The 17,966-nt window shown below is 28.7% G+C and carries 17 protein-coding genes; all 17 read left to right on the forward strand.

What is annotated here, in order from left to right:
* The first annotated feature begins 1 nt into the window (after position 1).
* Positions 2 to 1,159, forward strand: a complete 1,158-nt coding sequence (locus tag I6U51_RS13100) for an ABC transporter permease (protein ID WP_211143061.1) — start codon at positions 2 to 4, stop codon at positions 1,157 to 1,159.
* Positions 1,160 to 1,236: 77 nt separating this feature from the next.
* Positions 1,237 to 2,004, forward strand: coding sequence for a tyrosine-protein phosphatase (locus tag I6U51_RS13105; protein WP_211143062.1), 768 nt, complete (start codon positions 1,237 to 1,239; stop codon positions 2,002 to 2,004).
* 341 nt (positions 2,005 to 2,345) lie between these two features.
* Positions 2,346 to 3,050, forward strand: coding sequence for an RNA polymerase sigma-I factor (gene sigI / locus I6U51_RS13110; protein ID WP_211143063.1), 705 nt, complete (start codon positions 2,346 to 2,348; stop codon positions 3,048 to 3,050).
* A gap of 10 nt (positions 3,051 to 3,060) precedes the next feature.
* Positions 3,061 to 4,146 (forward strand): anti-sigma factor domain-containing protein, encoded by a 1,086-nt coding sequence (locus I6U51_RS13115; RefSeq protein WP_211143064.1) that lies wholly within the window; start codon positions 3,061 to 3,063, stop codon positions 4,144 to 4,146.
* A gap of 384 nt (positions 4,147 to 4,530) precedes the next feature.
* Complete coding sequence (locus I6U51_RS13120; protein WP_211143065.1) at positions 4,531 to 5,361, forward strand: hypothetical protein; 831 nt, start codon at positions 4,531 to 4,533, stop codon at positions 5,359 to 5,361.
* A 126-nt stretch (positions 5,362 to 5,487) separates the two neighbouring features.
* Positions 5,488 to 6,891, forward strand: coding sequence for a cell wall-binding repeat-containing protein (locus tag I6U51_RS13125; protein ID WP_211143066.1), 1,404 nt, complete (start codon positions 5,488 to 5,490; stop codon positions 6,889 to 6,891).
* Positions 6,892 to 6,921: 30 nt separating this feature from the next.
* Positions 6,922 to 7,605: a YveK family protein gene (locus I6U51_RS13130; protein WP_211143067.1), complete on the forward strand. Its 684-nt coding sequence runs from the start codon at positions 6,922 to 6,924 to the stop codon at positions 7,603 to 7,605.
* 25 nt (positions 7,606 to 7,630) lie between these two features.
* Positions 7,631 to 8,317 carry a CpsD/CapB family tyrosine-protein kinase gene (locus tag I6U51_RS13135; RefSeq protein WP_211143068.1) on the forward strand — a complete coding sequence of 229 codons (687 nt, stop codon included), beginning with the start codon at positions 7,631 to 7,633 and terminating at the stop codon, positions 8,315 to 8,317.
* A gap of 151 nt (positions 8,318 to 8,468) precedes the next feature.
* Positions 8,469 to 9,137, forward strand: coding sequence for a sugar transferase (locus I6U51_RS13140; protein WP_211143069.1), 669 nt, complete (start codon positions 8,469 to 8,471; stop codon positions 9,135 to 9,137).
* 41 nt (positions 9,138 to 9,178) lie between these two features.
* Positions 9,179 to 10,528: a UDP-glucose dehydrogenase family protein gene (locus tag I6U51_RS13145; protein WP_211143070.1), complete on the forward strand. Its 1,350-nt coding sequence runs from the start codon at positions 9,179 to 9,181 to the stop codon at positions 10,526 to 10,528.
* Between the two features lie 24 nt (positions 10,529 to 10,552).
* Positions 10,553 to 11,719 (forward strand): beta 1-4 rhamnosyltransferase Cps2T, encoded by a 1,167-nt coding sequence (gene cps2T, locus I6U51_RS13150; protein ID WP_211143071.1) that lies wholly within the window; start codon positions 10,553 to 10,555, stop codon positions 11,717 to 11,719.
* Between the two features lie 25 nt (positions 11,720 to 11,744).
* Positions 11,745 to 12,410, forward strand: coding sequence for an acyltransferase (locus I6U51_RS13155; protein ID WP_211143072.1), 666 nt, complete (start codon positions 11,745 to 11,747; stop codon positions 12,408 to 12,410).
* A 1-nt stretch (position 12,411) separates the two neighbouring features.
* Complete coding sequence (locus I6U51_RS13160) at positions 12,412 to 13,560, forward strand: glycosyltransferase family 4 protein (protein WP_211143073.1); 1,149 nt, start codon at positions 12,412 to 12,414, stop codon at positions 13,558 to 13,560.
* Positions 13,561 to 13,571: 11 nt separating this feature from the next.
* Positions 13,572 to 14,498, forward strand: a complete 927-nt coding sequence (locus tag I6U51_RS13165) for a glycosyltransferase family 2 protein (RefSeq protein ID WP_211143074.1) — start codon at positions 13,572 to 13,574, stop codon at positions 14,496 to 14,498.
* A 27-nt stretch (positions 14,499 to 14,525) separates the two neighbouring features.
* Positions 14,526 to 15,437 carry a glucose-1-phosphate thymidylyltransferase RfbA gene (gene rfbA, locus I6U51_RS13170; protein WP_211143075.1) on the forward strand — a complete coding sequence of 304 codons (912 nt, stop codon included), beginning with the start codon at positions 14,526 to 14,528 and terminating at the stop codon, positions 15,435 to 15,437.
* Positions 15,438 to 15,448: 11 nt separating this feature from the next.
* Complete coding sequence (locus I6U51_RS13175; protein ID WP_211143076.1) at positions 15,449 to 16,633, forward strand: glycosyltransferase family 4 protein; 1,185 nt, start codon at positions 15,449 to 15,451, stop codon at positions 16,631 to 16,633.
* Positions 16,634 to 16,656: 23 nt separating this feature from the next.
* Positions 16,657 to 17,964: an O-antigen ligase family protein gene (locus I6U51_RS13180; protein ID WP_211143077.1), complete on the forward strand. Its 1,308-nt coding sequence runs from the start codon at positions 16,657 to 16,659 to the stop codon at positions 17,962 to 17,964.
* The last annotated feature ends 2 nt before the right edge of the window (positions 17,965 to 17,966 follow it).

A 17,966-nucleotide genomic window follows, 5' to 3' on the forward strand; every position in this document is an offset into this window, starting at 1 on the left:
AATGTTTGCATCACTAAGGATAGCATGGAGGTTCTTAAAAGATAGTAAGGCACAAACCATGATTATAATATTAGGAATAGCTATAGGGGTATCCGTCCAAATATTTATTGGACTTCTAAGCAAAGGACTTGAAACTACATTATTAAACAAGTTCATAGGTAACTCACCACATATAACAGTATATTTTGCTAAGGGAGGAATGGAAGACTGGCAAAGTAAAAAGAGCAAAATAAAAGTTGTGAGCAAGGATATAGATGTAGTGGCTCCAGTAGCTGAACAACAAGCTTTTATAAAGCTCACAGATATAAAAGAACCTGCTAGAATAAGAGGATTTATACCTGAGGACCTTAATAAGTTATATGGTATTAAGAGCAAAATTTATGAAGGTAAAATGATAGAAAATAACGGACAAGCATTGATTGGTAAAGAGCTTAAAGAAAGACTTGATTTAAAATTAGGAGATAAACTTAACATAGTAACAATAGATAAAAGGAATATTGAGCTTACAATAGTGGGCTTTTATGACTTGGAATCAGCAGGATTAAATAGGTTTTGGATTTTTACAGACTTAAAAACTGCCCAAGATTTAATAGGTTTTGGAGATAAAGTCACCTCTATAGAGATTGGCGTTGTAAACCCATATTTAGCGGATAGTTTATCGAAAAAGGTTAGCAATTCTCTTAATGATAAGGATATAAAAGTACAAAATTGGAAAGATGAGAATAAACTTTTACTTAGTGGAATAATAGGACAAAAGATATGTACTGTAATAATTCAGTTTTTTGTTCTTCTGGCGGCTGTACTAAGCATAGTAAGTGTGCTTGGCATAACTGTAACTCAAAAGTATAAGCAAATAGGTATATTAAAGGCTATGGGGATAAGAGATGGTTCTGCTGCATTTATATTTTTAATGCAGGCCTTTGTTTTAGGAATCATAGGAACTGCGCTAGGGGTAGGACTTGCTATGATGTACATAAAAGGTTTTAATACATATATAGTAACAACAGAGGGAAAGCCAGTAGTAGATATTGTTATAGATAATAAGTTTATAATTGTTTCTGCTTTAATTGATATAGCAGCCTCAACTTTAGCTGCATTTTTACCTGCTGTAAAAACTTATAGATTAAGTCCTGTTGAGATAATAAAAAATGGAAACTAGAATTGAATAGGGAAATAAATTAATAAAAAAGAAAAAATATTAAACCTAAAAAGGTAGAACAATAAAGGTGATAAAATATGATAGATTTACATAGTCATATATTACCGGGCATAGATGACGGAGCAAAAGAAATGGCTGTAACCATGGAAATGCTGCAAATTGCAGTTAAGGATGGTACAAAGAAGATTGCAGCCACTCCTCATTTTTATACAGGTTACTATGAAAATATCTATGAAGATGTGTATAAGCTTGTAAAGGAAATTAACGTTAAAGCCAAAGAAAAAGGAATAGATGTAGATGTAGTTCCAGGACAAGAAATATTTTTGGACAAACATACATTAGAGTTCTACAAAGGCGGAGTTATAAAGGGAATAGGTGAAACAAGATATATGCTAATAGAACTTTCAATGGAAAGAATGCCTAAGGATGCCTTGGATATTATATATGAGCTTAAAATAGAAGGAGTAGTCCCTATAATTGCTCATCCGGAAAGATATAATTATATAATAGAAAAACCTTCTAGTATAAATGAGTTCATAGCAGAAGGTTGTTTTTTTCAAATAAATTCAGGAAGTATCAGTGGTATGTTTGGTAAGAGAATACAAAGAATCTCTCAAATGTTTATTCAGCATGGAGTATGTGATTTTATAGCCTCAGATGCTCATTCTACTGGCATGAGATCACCAAAAATGAAAGAAACTTTAGAGCAGTTGGAAAGCTTAAATCATGTTTTATATGAAAATGTCATAAATAATGCTGAAAAGCTTTTAAATAACTCTGAAATATATTCAAGAGCAGAAAAAATTAAAGAAAAAAAAGGACTATTTAGTTTTTTCAAGAGATAGAGAATTGAAAACAGTTAAGATAATTAGCGAAGGAAGTAGAAGTACATTTGGAAGTTAAATAACTTTCAAATGTATTTTTTTTGTAAAGAATTTTTTGAAAATAGCAATATAAGAGTGTAAAAGAAATTTACAATATTACTAGAACAAATTATAATGTTATCAAGAACTAAACGTTATCATCTTTACTAATTGAGAGATGAAAGCTAAAAGGACGGTACGTAATATTTGCTGACAACATAAGGGGTGTGACAATAAAATCAAGGAAATGTCATTATATACCTTAATTTGCAAAGACTACATAGCGAATAGATATTAAGTAGTTTCGAAGTGAGGTGGTAATGATGTTTTTCTTTAAGAGATCTCTTGAAGAAAGAGTAGAAAAAGCGAAAAAAGATAAAGAAGAATTAAATAAATTAATTGAAATATATAAACCTTTTATAGCTAGTACTATTCAGAAAAAAACAGGAAGATTTCTGCAATACGGATATGATGATGAACTTACCATTGGTATGATGGCATTTAAAGAAGCTGTAGATTCATATGATAAGAATAAAGGAAAATTTTTAAACTTTGCTAAAATGGTTATTAATCTTAGATGTATAGACTATTATAGGAAAAATGAAAAATATAAAGAAATGATATATTTGCAAGGGCTTTATGAATCGGAGAATGAAGTAGCATGTAGCCAGATAGAAAATAAGGCAATTGAAGAATATAAAAATCAAGAAGAGAATAAAATGAGAAAATTGGAAATTCAAGAATACGAGAAGGAATTAAAAAAATGGGGAATTGAATTTTTGGAGTTGGTACAAGCTTCGCCAAAACAAGAAAAGCTTAAAAATCTTTATAAAGAAGTCGCTCAATTTATCGTACGTGAATCAGATGTATTAGATAACTTAGTAAGTACAAAAAGATTACCGATAAAAGAAATACAGCAAAATATTCCTATTCATCGTAAAAAAATAGAGAGAGGACGAATTTATATTATAGCACTGGTAATTGTGTTAATCGGGGATTATAAATTTATACGAGAGTACATAGAGTGAAGGTGAAAGTATGAAAGGAATAGTATTACAACGGTTAAATGATAAAATTATTGTATTAACAAAGGGTGGAGATTTTATAGAAATAGATAAGCCTGATGATTTTGTAGATATTGGAGAAGAGATTGTAATTAATACACCAGCAAAAGATAAAAAACTAATTTTTAGACGTTTCATCTATGCTGCAGCTGTATTTTTAATGTTTTTTATAGGAGGTTATGGTGCATATGGTTATTATACACCTAAAGGATATGTAAATGTAGATATCAATCCAAGTATTGAAATTGCTTATAATTTATATGGGGAACCTATAAAACTGCGAGCCTTGAATGAGGATGGAAATAAGGTTATTAAAAAGATAGATAAGTCTCATCTTAAATCCATAGATATTGCAATTAATGAAATTATTAAAATATCTGAAGAAGAGAGGTTTATTTCAAAGGAAAAGGAAAATACAATTATAATAACTGTAACGGAATTGAATAAGAAAATCGATGATCAAAATTTAGAAAAAGCAGTAGATAATTATATTAAAGAAAGTAAAATAGCAGCAAAAATAATTCTTTTAAAAGGAAACAAAACAATATATGAAAAGGCTAAGGAGCAGGGCATATCTCCTTGTAAACTTATTTTAATAGATCAGGCCAAAGAAAAAAGTTCAGGAAATGAATTAAATGATATTGATAAAAAATCTGTAAAAGAAATTATAAATATAATCAATGAAGAAGAACATAAATCTAATGAATTGCCAAAAGAAAAAACAGATAAAATAAAATCAAATGCAGATCAAAAAATAAGTATGGAAAAAGAAGAGGGTAAGTCTGACAATACACAATATGCAAAGAAAGAAAATGATACATCAAAAGAGAAAACAAAAGAATATAAAAATCAGCAAAAAGAAAATAAAGAGAAAGCAAAAGAAAATAAAGAGAAAGCAAAAGAAAATAAAGAGAAAGCAAAAGAAAAAGAAAATAAAGAGAAAGCAAAAGAAAAAGAAAATAAGGAAAAAGCAAAAGAAAAAGATAAAGAAAAAAAAGAAAAAGATAAAGATAAAGAACAAAAAAAGAACAACATAAAAAATAAAAAAGATTTTACATAGAATTTTGTGAAACTGAATTAGCACCAAACTACTCTAAGTCTTATGTCTGATACAAATTGTTTATCATACATAAAGCTTGGAGTTTTTTTTATATTATCCCACTAATTTAACATTAATATACGAATTTATATAATAAATGGTAATCTGATTTAGTCGAACGAACCCAGGGGCGTAGCCGCTCTTTTACTCCCACCTTGGAGAAAAGCAGAGAGCTCAAATCTCCGATTTAGTGCGAATCGCTTTCACAGAGTGTGATGGGAGTATTAGAGCGGGTAGTCATCGGATAACAGAAAAAATAAAGAAGTATTAGCTACTTTGTACATAAATATAGCCATGATAAGGGGCTTTGTACCTTATACATTAATATTAATTGGAGGAAAAGAGATGAAGAAAAACACAAAAAATGTTTTATCAGCATGCACCGTAGCTTCAGTATTAATAACAAGCTCAGTGACAGCAGCAACTGTAAAAGCAGCAGGGGTAGCACCGCCAGAAAATACTAATGAACATGAAACAGCAGTTAAAGTTTCTCAGGAGAAGGGGGCAAGCAACTCCTATTATACAGTAAAATTAAATGGAAAAGAATTAAAGATAAGTAAAAACTCAAGTGGTAAAAAGGATGATAAAAAGGATGATAAAAAGGATGATAAAAAGGATGATAAAAAGGAGGACAAAAAGGACAATAAAAATGAGGATAAAAATGACGATAAAAAGAATGACAAAAATGAGGGTAAAGAGAATGGTAACAATGGTGAACAAAATTTAAGATTATTTGATGCTCAAGTTAGAAATTTGGTACAGTATGCTGAACAAAAACATCCACAAGGCTTACATGCAATTGCTGATGTTTCCCAGTCAAATCATAAGTTAACTATAGAATTAACTAATCCTAATACAACATTATATGGAGCTTATAGTAACTTTGTTAAAAAGTACAATTTACAACATGCCTTAGGTCAGGCTCAAGGTATTCTATTTAATGAGAAAAATGGATATTCTGTGACTAAGGTAGTTAGAGTAGGTCATGGTAATGCAACTATCTATGATTCTAACGTTCAAGATAAAACAGTTAGTGACTTAATAGAGAGTATAGTACCATTAAATGAACAAGCATTAAAGTCCACAAAATATAAGGACTTAAAAGGTAATTATAAAGTTTATCTAAAGTACAAGGGTAAAAACATAAGTACACCTTATATAGTACAAGTTGATTAAAAAGCACATAATTAATTTCTGTAATACCCACATATGAATATGAAAGCCAACAGCATCAGGTTCTGTTGGCTTTTAAAGATAATAACTTAAAAGATTATATAAAACTTACTGAAGGGAAGAGTATTTATGTTAAAAAGAAATAAAAAATTTATCTCATATGTTCTTAGTATGTTTGTTATTACAAATTTTATAGCATTTAGTACATCAATAGTCTCAGCGGCTTCAAATAGATTATGGGGGCAAGATAGATATCAAACATCAGCAGCAATATCTAAAGAAGGTTGGACAAATTCTGAATATGTAGTAATAGCAAGTGGTGAAGGTTATGCTGATGCACTATGTGCTGCTCCACTAGCAAAAAAATATAATGCACCAATACTTTTAACTGAAAGTGCTACTTTAAATGACAATGTAAAACAAGAAATAAAAAGATTAAATGCTAAACATGTTTTTATAATAGGAAAATATGCTTCAGTTTCACAAAAGGTTGAAAATGAAATAAAGTCCTTAGTGGCTGATATAAAGCGTCTTGGCGGGGATGATAGATACGAAACTTCAGTTATAGTTGCAAAAGAACTTGAAAATATAAATGGAATTACAGTTACATCAGGACATGGATTTGCTGATGCCCTTTCTATAGCCTCTATAGCTGCGCAAAAAGGTATGCCTATACTTTTAACTGGTAAAGATAAGTTGCCAGAAGTAGTAAAAAATTATATAGAAGAAAATAATGAAAATATAAAAAAATCATACATAGTGGGTGGACAAGGAGTTATAAGTGATAACACCGCACAACAAGTATCTAAGGCAGCAATAAGACTTTATGGTCAAGATAGATTTGAAACAAATTTAAATGTAATGAAATATTTTAAGCAAGACCTTAAATTTGATAATTTATATGTTGTTCAGGCAGATGGACCAACTGGAAATGAATTTGCAGATGCTCTATCAGGATCAGCCCTATCAGCGAAAACTTCATCGCCAATAATATTAACTTACAAAACTATTCCATCTGCAACAGAAAGCTTTATAAAAGAAAATATAGAAACAAAATCTAATATAATTGCATTAGGCGGAGTTGCAGCAGTACCAGAAAGCATTGTAAAAACCCTTGAAAATGATATTGATTCAAGCAACTTATCTCAGATTTCTGACGGTTCTGATGGAGATATACAATTTGTTTTTGCAGATACTTCTGAATCTTCATTTAATGTTTATCAACAAAATGGACAGACTATTGACATAGTAGATAAAATATCAAAAAGTAATTTAACCAAAATAAGAATTTATTCAGCAACCGCAAAAACTTTAACACTTTCAATAAATGGATACAAGGCAGATGAAAATGTATCAAGTGGATGGACAGATTTTGAAGTTCCAACAGCATTTTTAGGATTTGATAACGGAGCTCCTGGTATATCTCAAGTAGGCCTTGATAATTTAGAGCTTAAAAATAGCATGGATGGAAAGCTTAATTTGATAGTAGGAAATGACACAGATGCTAAAAGTTTAGTTATAAAATATAGGTAAATTTAAATATACAAGGAGGATATACATCCTATGAGTGAGGAAATGACAATAGATTTAAAGAACTTCTTTTGCATAATTAAAAAGAGAATAAAACTAATACTTATAATAACTATTGCATGTACACTTATATCAGGGATTTTAAACTTTTTCGTTATTAAATCTACATATGAAGCAAGTGCAAGTATTGTTATAGGAAAAGCTGATAATGATCCAAATAATAAGTCTCAGTATAATTATAATGACATTATGATGTTTCAAAAACTTGTAAAGACTTATGCTGAAATAGGAAAGTCTAGAGCTGTTGCTGAAAATGCTTCGGCAAGATTAAAAAATATATCAGCAGATAAACTTGAAAGTATAATTAATGTAACACCACAAAACGATACTCAAATAGTTGAATTTAAAGTGAAAAATAACAGTCCACAAGAAGCATATCTTATAATGAATGCTGTTACTGATGCTTTTATACAAGAATCAAAAAGAATATACCCAACTGGAAGTATACAAGTAATGGATGGAGCTAAGATTCCACAAAAACCTATTAAACCAAATAAGACTTTAAACGTAGCTATAGCATTTTTCATTGGACTTGTGGTATCTTTAGGACTTACATTTGCACTTGAATATATGGACAGTACTATAAAAACAGAAGAGAATATAAATAGGTATTTAGGTATTCCTGTTATAGGTGTAATACCAAGGGATAACAATTAATTAACTAATAAACGGAGTGAATAATATGGAAAACGAAAGCATTGTAACAGTAAAAAGCCCTAAATCCCCTGTTGCAGAGGCATATAGGACCTTGAGAACAAATATTCAGTTTTCATCCTTTGATAATAAGGTTCAAATAATAGTTGTAACAAGTTCAGAGCCAGGAGAAGGAAAGTCTACCACTGCTGCAAATCTTGCAGTGGTTATGGCTGAAAGTGGAGCTAAAACTATATTGATAGATTGTGACCAAAGAAAGTCAACATTACATAAGGTATTTTCATTATCTAATCAAGCTGGTATATCAGATTTACTTGTAGGCAATGTAGAATTTCAAGAAGCAGTTAAAAGTACTGAGATTCAGAATCTTGATGTTCTGACTTCTGGTACGAGGCCTCCAAACCCAGCTGAACTTCTAGCTTCATCAAAAATGAAGCAATTTTTAGAAGGATTAAGACAAAATTATGAATATATTATAATAGACACACCTCCAATAATAGCTGTAACAGATGCTCAGCTTCTTTCAACCTATGCCGATGGTTGCCTTTTAGTAGTTGCTTCATCACAAGTAGATAGGAAAGCAGCAAAAAAAGCTAAAGAACTTTTACAAAAGGTTAACGCTAAAATATTAGGGGCAGTACTTAATAAGTTAGAAGTGAACGAAAAAAAATATTACTATAACTATTATTATGGAAATGAAGATCATAAAATTTAGAAAGAAAATATGATTAGTATTTTAATATAACAATCTATATGTGATTAGAGAAAACACATATAGATTGTTATTTTTTTGATTTTTTTTAATTATACCCCATTGATAGAAAAAAGTTTACGTATGTATATAATAAAGGGAGGAGAGGTATAAAATGGTAGAAATCAGAGGGGAAAGTTTAAAGTATATTGTTGGGCCTTTGAAAATTTATGAAAAAAGTACAAGCTATTATATTACAAAAAGAATTGTGGATTTTTTAGGAGCATTATTTGGAATTATTGCATTAAGTCCTTTGATAATTATAACGGCTATAGCTGTAAAGTTGGACTCCAAGGGGCCTATATTCTTTGCACAGAAAAGAGTAGGACAAAACGGAAAAATATTTTATATGTATAAGTTTAGATCTATGGTAACTAATGCAGAAGAACTTTTACACAAGCTTAAAGACAAGAATGAAATGACAGGTCCTATGTTTAAGATGAAGAATGACCCAAGAATAACTAGAGTGGGAAAATTTATAAGAAAAACAAGTATAGATGAGCTTCCTCAATTATTTAATGTGTTAAAGGGTGAAATGTCATTAGTAGGGCCAAGACCTAATCTATCAAGGGAAGTAGAAAAATTTACAGAACGTCAGAAAATTAAACTTTTAGCTAAGCCAGGATTAACTTGTTATTGGCAGGTTATGGGTAGGAATGATATAGATTTTGAGGAATGGATGGAACTAGATATAAAGTATGTAAAGGAAAGAAACCTTTGGATTGATATAGCTCTTATATTGAAAACGGTGAGGGTGTTGTTTGGAGATGAAGGAGCAAGGTAGTATTTTAAGTTGCATGATAAATTAATTAGGAGTGATTAATATTGAAAATTGTAGTGGCAGGAACAGGATATGTTGGATTAGTTACAGGTGCATGTTTAGCACATTTAGGACATAGTGTAACTTGCGTGGATACGAACAAAGAAAAGATAGAACTAATGAAACAAGGAATATCACCAATATATGAACCTGGATTAGATGAAATACTCAAAAAAAATTATGAAGAAAGTAGATTAGATTTTACAACTGATTATAAATCAGTATATAAAGATGCAGATGTAATTTTTATAGGTGTAGGTACTCCAGAAAGAGAAGATGGTTCCGCTAATCTGGATTATGTATATAAAGCCTCCGAACAAATAGCTGAAAATGTAGAAAAAGATTGTTTGGTTGTTGTTAAATCAACAGTTCCAATAGGGACTAATGATAAAGTAGAAGAATTTCTAAAGGAACATTTAAAAAATGATGTTCAAATAGAAGTGGCTTCAAATCCAGAATTCTTATCTCAAGGAACAGCAGTTAAAGACACTTTGTATTCTAGCAGAATAGTAATAGGTGTTAAATCAGATAGAGCTAGAGATACTTTGAGAGAAGTGTATGAAAGATTTAATCAACCAATAGTTGTAACTAATAGAAGAAGTGCTGAGATGATAAAATATGCATCTAATGATTTCTTGGCATTAAAGATATCATTTATTAATGAAATTGCTAACTTTTGTGAAATTGTTGGAGCGGATGTTGAAGATGTGGCAAATGGAATGTCTTATGATCCGAGAATAGGAGACAAGTTCTTAAAAGCAGGAATAGGATATGGAGGGTCTTGTTTCCCTAAAGATACTAAGGCACTTCATTGGCTTGCTAATGATAATGGATATGAGTTAAAAACTATAAAAGCAACGATAGAGGTAAATGAAAATCAAAAATATAAATTATTTAGAAAAGCTAAACAGAGGTTTAGAAGTTTAAAAGGAATGAAAGTGGCAATTTTAGGGTTAACATTTAAACCAGGAACAGATGATTTGAGAGATGCACCTTCAATACCAAATGTTAGAAGACTATTAGATGAAGGAGCAGAAATCGTGGCATATGATCCAGTAGGAGAAGAAAACTTTAAAAAACTATTTCCAACTGAAATTACATATGTAAAAACTCCAGAAGAAACTTTAAAAGATGCAGATGCAGCATTTATATTTACAGAATGGAATGAAATTAAATCTTTACACTTAAATATATACAAGGAATTAATGAATACTCCTATCATATTTGATGGAAGAAATTGTTATAAAATTAACGATGTAGAAGAAAAAGCAATAGAATATTATTCTGTCGGAAGAAAGGCTATTTTAAATTTAAAAGAAGATGCTAAGAGCGAAGCAGCTATGGCAATAGTATAGGATAATGCATAAGGGGATTGGAAAATGAAGCATGTATTTATTATAGGCTCTAAAGGAATACCCGCAAAATATGGCGGATTTGAAACCTTTGTTGAAAAACTAACAGAAGGACAGAAAAGTAAACAAATAAAATATCATGTTTCTTGCTTAGCAGATGATTATAAGAATTTTAAACATAATGGAGCTAGATGCTTCAACATAAAAGTACCCAATATTGGACCTGCAAAAGCAGTTTATTATGATATAGCAGCACTAAAAGAAAGTATTAAATGTATAGAAGATAATAAAATAAAAAATTCAATCGTATATATTTTAGCATGTAGAATAGGACCATTTGTCGGATATTATAAAAATAAATTAAAAAAGTTAGGTGGGACTTTAATTGTTAATCCAGATGGTCATGAATGGAAGAGAGCTAAATGGAATAAAGCTATAAGACAATATTGGAAAGTTTCAGAAAAATACATGGTTAAACATGCAGACTTATTAATATGTGATTCAAAAAATATAGAGAAATATATAAAAGAAGATTATAAACAATACAATCCAAGAACAACTTTTATAGCTTATGGAGCTGATACTGAAAAATCAAAATTAACAGATGAGGATAGTACTTTACTTCAATGGTATAAAGAAAAAAATGTTAAAAAGAAAGAATACTATTTAGTAGTTGGTAGATTTGTTCCAGAAAATAACTATGAAACGATGATAACTGAATTTATGAAATCAAAAACCAAAAAGGATTTTATATTAATAACTAATGTAGAGAAAAATAAATTCTATGAGGAATTAAGAGAAAAGACAAACTTTGATAAAGATAAAAGAATAAAGTTTGTTGGGACAGTTTATAACCAAGAATTATTAAAAAAGATTAGAGAAAATGCATATGGATATTTTCATGGACATGAAGTAGGTGGTACTAATCCCTCTTTATTAGAAGCACTAGCTACAACTGATTTAAATATATTATTAGATGTTGGATTTAATAGAGAAGTAGGAATGGATGGTGCTTTATATTTTAATAAGAAAAATAGAAATTTAGCTAATCTTATAGATAAATTAGATAATATTGATGAAGGATATATAAAAACTTTAGGCTCTAAGGCTAAAGACAGAATACAAAAGGAATATACATGGAGCTATATTATAGACAAATATGAGGAGCTATTAGCTAATAAAATATCGTATTGATTTGTAGATAAAGAAAAGGGGAAATATGCTTAAAAGAATAGATAAGAATAATATAAGTACACTGGATTTAATTTCAATATTAAGTTCTACTTTATTAAAAATAATAAGAGGGTTTCTTGCTAAGGCTTTTTTTGCTAAGTCTGATGGATTAATATTTATAGGGAAAAGAACTAAAATATCTAATAAGAATAAGATAATAATAGGTAAAAATATGAAATTCGAAATGCACTGCGAAGTACAAGGGCTAAGTAAACGAGGATTAGTATTTGGAGATAATGTTACTATAGGAAATTCAACTATGATAAGACCATCTAGTTACTATGGAGTGGAAGTAGGAGAAGGGCTGAAAATGGGTAATAATTCTTCAATTGGCCCTATGGGTTATATTGGATGTGCTGGATATATAAGCATTGGGTCGAATGTTATGATTGGTCCTAGAGTGAGCTTTTTTGCAGAGAATCATAATTTTAATGATACATCAAGCACAATTAAATCACAGGGAGTTATTAGAAAAGGAATAATTGTTGAGGATGATTGTTGGATAGGAAGTGGAGTAATAGTACTTGATGGGGTGACTATTGGTAGAGGGAGTATTATAGGTGCAGGAACAATTGTTACAAAAGATATTCCGCCCTATAGTATTGTTGTTGATAAAAGAGAAAAAATAGTGAAATCAAGGATGGAAAATTAGTATGAAAAATATATTATATTTACATGCAGGGGCTGAATTGTATGGGGCAGATATTGTTTTATTACAACTATTAAAAAATATTGATAAGAAAAGTCTTAAACCCTATATTGTACTTCCCTGTGATGGACCACTAGTTAAAAAGTTTAAAGAAAATAATATAGAAGTTGAAATTGTAGAATACCCAATATTAAGAAGAAAATTTTTTACTCCAATTGGAATATTGAGATATTTAAAAGATTATATAAAATATTCTCAAAAAATAAAGAGAATAGCATCTGAGAAAAATATAGATATAATTCATACAAATACAGCAGCTGTATTGGAAGGAATATATATAAAGAAAAAACTTAAAATACCTCAGGTTTGGCATATACATGAAATTATAGTAAAACCTAAAGCTATACATAAATTTATAAGTTTTCTTTTATCTAAATATGCTGATGAAGTAGTAACAGTGTCTCAGGCTGTAAAAGAACATTTAAAGAGCACAGGATATTTTAAGAAGGATATTAAAGTAATCTATAACGGTGTAGATAACAATATATTTAATCCTAATAATGAAAAGGAATATATAAAAAAAGAGTTTAATATACCTGATGATTCAATTATTGTTGGCATGATAGGAAGAGTAAATGCATGGAAAGGACAAGCTGATTTTCTTAAAGCAATGGATATAGTATTAAAGAAAAATAGTCACGTATATGCAATGATGGTTGGTGGAGTATTTGAAGGGGAAGAATGGCGGAAAGATGAATTAGAAAAACAAATTAAAGTTATGGAAAATAAAGATAGAGTAATTTTTTCTGATTATAGAAGTGATAGTAAAAATATTCATTCTCTATATGATATCTTTGTTCTTCCAAGTACTAATCCTGATCCTTTACCTACAGTTGTATTGGAAGCAATGGCAAGTGGAACACCTATTGTTGGATATAGACATGGTGGAGTATGCGAAATGGTAAAAGAAAATTATAACGGGTTTCTTTCAAAAGTTGGAGATATTAATGAGCTGGCAGCGAAAATAGAATATCTAGTAAAAGATGAAAGTAAAAGAAAGGAATTTCAGAATAATTCACTTAATAGACAAAAATTAAATTTTTCATTGGAAAGTTATATATCTAAGTTTGATGAATTATACCAAAAATTATAGGGGGAGAAAAAATGAAATCGGCAAATAGTAATGTGTTAGTTAGCGTAGTAATACCAACTTTTAATAGAGCAAATAGAATTATAAAAACTATAGAAAGTGTACTAAGCCAAACTTATAGTAATTTGGAAATAATCATAATTGATGATAATTCAAAAGATAATACTTATGAAGTTATTCAATCTTATTTATCAGAAGATATAAGATATTATAAAAATGAGATTAATGTAGGAGGAGCTAAATCAAGAAATATAGGAGTTACACACTGTAGAGGCGATTTGATTGCATTTTTAGATAGTGATGATGAATGGTTACCAGAAAAGATAGAATTACAAGTAAATAAATTTAATGACAATAACAATATTGATATGGTTTATACAGATTATTATTTAGTTAATGAAAATAATAATAAAAAACTTATTTTTAAAGAAAATGAAGAATTGGATAATGAATTACTATCAATATTATGTAAAAATTTTATTGGAACAACATCTACCATATGCATAAAGAAAGATGTTTTTAATGAAATAAAAGGATTTGATGAACAACTTCCAAGTTGCCAAGATTGGGATTTATATATGAGAGTATTAAGTAATGGATATAATATAGCGAAGGTAGATACACCTTGTTTGAATTATTATTATCACAATAACAGTATAACTGGAAATGTTAATAATGTTATTAAAGGTCATGAGATAGTATTAGAAAAAATAAAAAAATTAATTAAGAGTAAAAATATTGATAATAGAAGCTATAAAATAATAATGTCATCTAATTATGAACGATTAGCTCATATATATATGAAAAACAAAAAAATAAGGGAAGGAAGAAAATATTTCATAAAGGCCATAAATAGTAATTTTAAGAATGTAAAAGCTGTAAATCACTTGATATTAAGCTTAGCTAACGAAAGTATTTATTATAAATTGAAAAAGATCTAATAAAGGTAAAAAGTAGAGGTGAATCTAATGAAAGGTATAGTATTAGCAGGAGGTTCAGGAACAAGACTCTATCCTGTGACAAAAGCGATGTCAAAGCAAATGGTGTCAATATATGATAAACCAATGATTTATTATCCAATGTCAGTTTTAATGCTTGCAGGGATTAAAGATATATTAATTATTTCAACACCAAGAGATATAGTTAATTTTAAAGAACTTTTTAAAGATGGACAGGAGCTAGGCTTGAAGATTCAATATGCAGTTCAAGAAAAGCCTAATGGACTTGCAGAAGCCTTCATCATTGGAGAGGAATTTATAGGTGATGATAATGTAGCTATGATTTTAGGTGACAATATATTCTATGGACAAAGTTTTTCAAATCATCTAAAAGAAGCAGCAACATTGGAAGATGGAGCATATGTATTTGGGTATTACGTACAAAATCCAAAAGCTTTTGGGGTGGTTGAATTTGATGATAATGGTAAAGTTATTTCTTTAGAAGAAAAACCTGAAAAACCAAAGTCAAAATATGCAGTTCCAGGGCTTTATTTTTATGATAATTCAGTAGTTAAAAAAGCTAAAGAATTAAAGCCATCTGAAAGAGGAGAACTTGAAATAACTGATTTAAATAAAGCTTATATGGAAGAAGGAACCTTAAAGGTTCAACTATTAGGTAGAGGCATGGCTTGGCTTGATACAGGAACCCATGCATCTATGCTTCAAGCATCTAATTTCGTTGAAGCAGTTCAAAATACTCAAGGAACATATATAGCATGTCTTGAAGAAATTGCTTATAGACAAGGATGGATAAGCTCACAAGAAGTTATTGAACTTGCAAAGTCATTAATTAAAACTGGATATGGTAAATATTTAGTAAGTATAGTAGAAGAAATGGAAACAAAAAAGGCGAGAGGAGAAGTTGCAGTGACAGCGAAATAGGTGAATAAAAAATGAAGATTTGCTTTGTTATGACTAACATATTTAGTTTAGGTGGAGTACAAAGAGTTGTATCAGTCTTATCTAATGAATTAATTAAAGAACATGAAATAGATATATTATGTATTTCAGAAAAACCAAAAGGCAATAATAATTTATATAATTTAAACCATAAAATAAATGTAGAATTTAACAACAGCTTAAATAAAACAAATATATTAAGCAAAATTTTTAGAAAAATAATTAAAGATGTTAATAGAAAAACTGGCATACTAAATAAGGAAACTCATTATAAAAAACTAATTAATCTATATTTTCCTAATAAAGTTAGAAAAAAGTTTGCGGAATACTTAAATAAAAAGCAATATGATGTAATTATAGGTGTTGAAGGATTATATAGTATCTTATTGGGATCTATCAAAGAAAGTTTAAATTCAAAAGTTTTAGGTTGGCAACACAATTCTTATAATGCATATTTAAAAAATCCAAATAGATACTATTGGAATTTAGATACCTTATTTAATAAATATATATACAAATTAGATAAATATGTTGTTCTAACCAACCATGATAAAATTATCTATAAAAATAAAAAAGATATAGATTGTGATGTAATATATAATCCACTTAGTTTTGAGTCTAATGAAAAATCTACTTGTAGTAAAAAAAATATTTTATTTGTTGGAAGATTAGAAGAACGGCAAAAAGGAATAGATTTACTTATACAAGCATTTAGCAAAGTTTGTTTAAAAAATAAAGATTGGATATTGAAAATAGTTGGAGATGGATCTGATAAAGAAAAATTAGAACAATTAATTGAAGGTTTAAAGTTAACTGAAAGAGTTAAGATTAAACCACCTACAAATAATATAAAAGAATATTATTTAGATTCTTCAATATTTGTTTCCTCATCAAGATGGGAAGGGTTTGGACTTGTAATAACTGAAGCTATGGAATGTGGATTGCCAGTAGTGGCATTTGCTAATTCCGGTCCAAGAGAAATAATAACTAGGAATTATGAAAATGGAATATTAGTACCCTGTGAAGATGTTGATTCATTAGCCAATGCAATGCTTGATTTAATAAATAATGAAGAAAAAAGAAATAAAATATCTAAGTTAGCTATAGAAAGAGCAAAGGATTTTTCATTAAGTAAAATATCTGAGGCCTGGAATGATATTTTTAATGCACTAATTTAAAATGATAGTATTGGAGATATAGAATGAATGTAAAAACTTTTATTGAATTAGTTGTAATAACTACTATTATGTTTATTTTAAATAATTCAAATTATTTCAAAAATAAGAAGTATAAGAATGTAATAATATTGCTATTTTCAACATGTTTAGCCATATCAATTAAGATTAATTATAGTCAATACATAATTGGAACAGGTGAATGTATATACATACCATTAACCTTATTTTTAATTGGGATAATATCTATTTTTACTATTAATAATAATACAAAAAAAATAAGTTTAGATAACATTCTTATGATAATATTCTTAATTACTATTTTTATATCTTATGCAAGTAAGCAAGTATATGATGTGGTTAGTTTTTGGAAAATTGTTCCGACTTATTTAAGTATTTTTTTTATTGGGTTTATATTTAAAAATATTCAAGAGTATGAATATCACAATGTAACTAATTTCTTTAGCTATATTGCAATTTTTAATGGGGTATTGGGAATAGCACAGTTTATAACAAATAAGAAATTGTTATTTGGACAATTTAATAGTAGTATTTACTATTCGCAAGGAAGTGAACTTGTAAAAAGAGTGGTTGGAATAGCTGGTACAAATAATGCTGGAGGAAATTTAGGGGCTATATTATTTGCAGTAGTATTTTTTAATTATTTGAAAAGAAAAAATACTGTTAATCTATCAGCACTTATACTTACTTCTATTTTTTCAATATTAACATTAACTAGAATAGGATATATTGGGATAACTATTGTATTATTTGTCAATCTTATAATGTCTAAATGGAATTCAATGAGTAAGATAGTAAAGAAAATATTGATAATTGCTACGTGTGCAATAATAGTAGTAATTATAATAGCTGCTTTTGGTGATAAAATTCACTATCTACTTTTTGAGCAGAGAGGTAATACTCAAGATTCTAGAAAGATTCAATTTGATTTTATATTTAATAATATTATGAACTATGTTGGCTTTTGGAGTGGAATTGGAGCAGGGCAATATAAATTTTATGCATATAATTTTATTGGCTATAGCGATCTAGATATACATTCTGAATATTTAAATATTATGGTGGAGAATGGGATAGCAATGTTCATATTATTTATTGTGCTAAATATATATTTGCTAGTACGTGCATTAAAAAAATGTGATGATAAAATTGAACAAGCGTTTATAGTAGGAGTGTTTTTAGCAAATTTAGTCTGTTCTAATTTTAATCCTAATCAATACTACATAGTAAATAATTTATTCTATTATTTACTAATATATTGTTTTGTTTATAAGAAGAAATCGAATATGGAACTTTTAGGAGTTCGGAGGTGATT

This window comes from Clostridium aciditolerans, from assembly GCF_016316925.1.
In the GTDB taxonomy this organism is placed as follows: Bacteria; Bacillota; Clostridia; order Clostridiales; family Clostridiaceae; genus Clostridium_AM; species Clostridium_AM aciditolerans.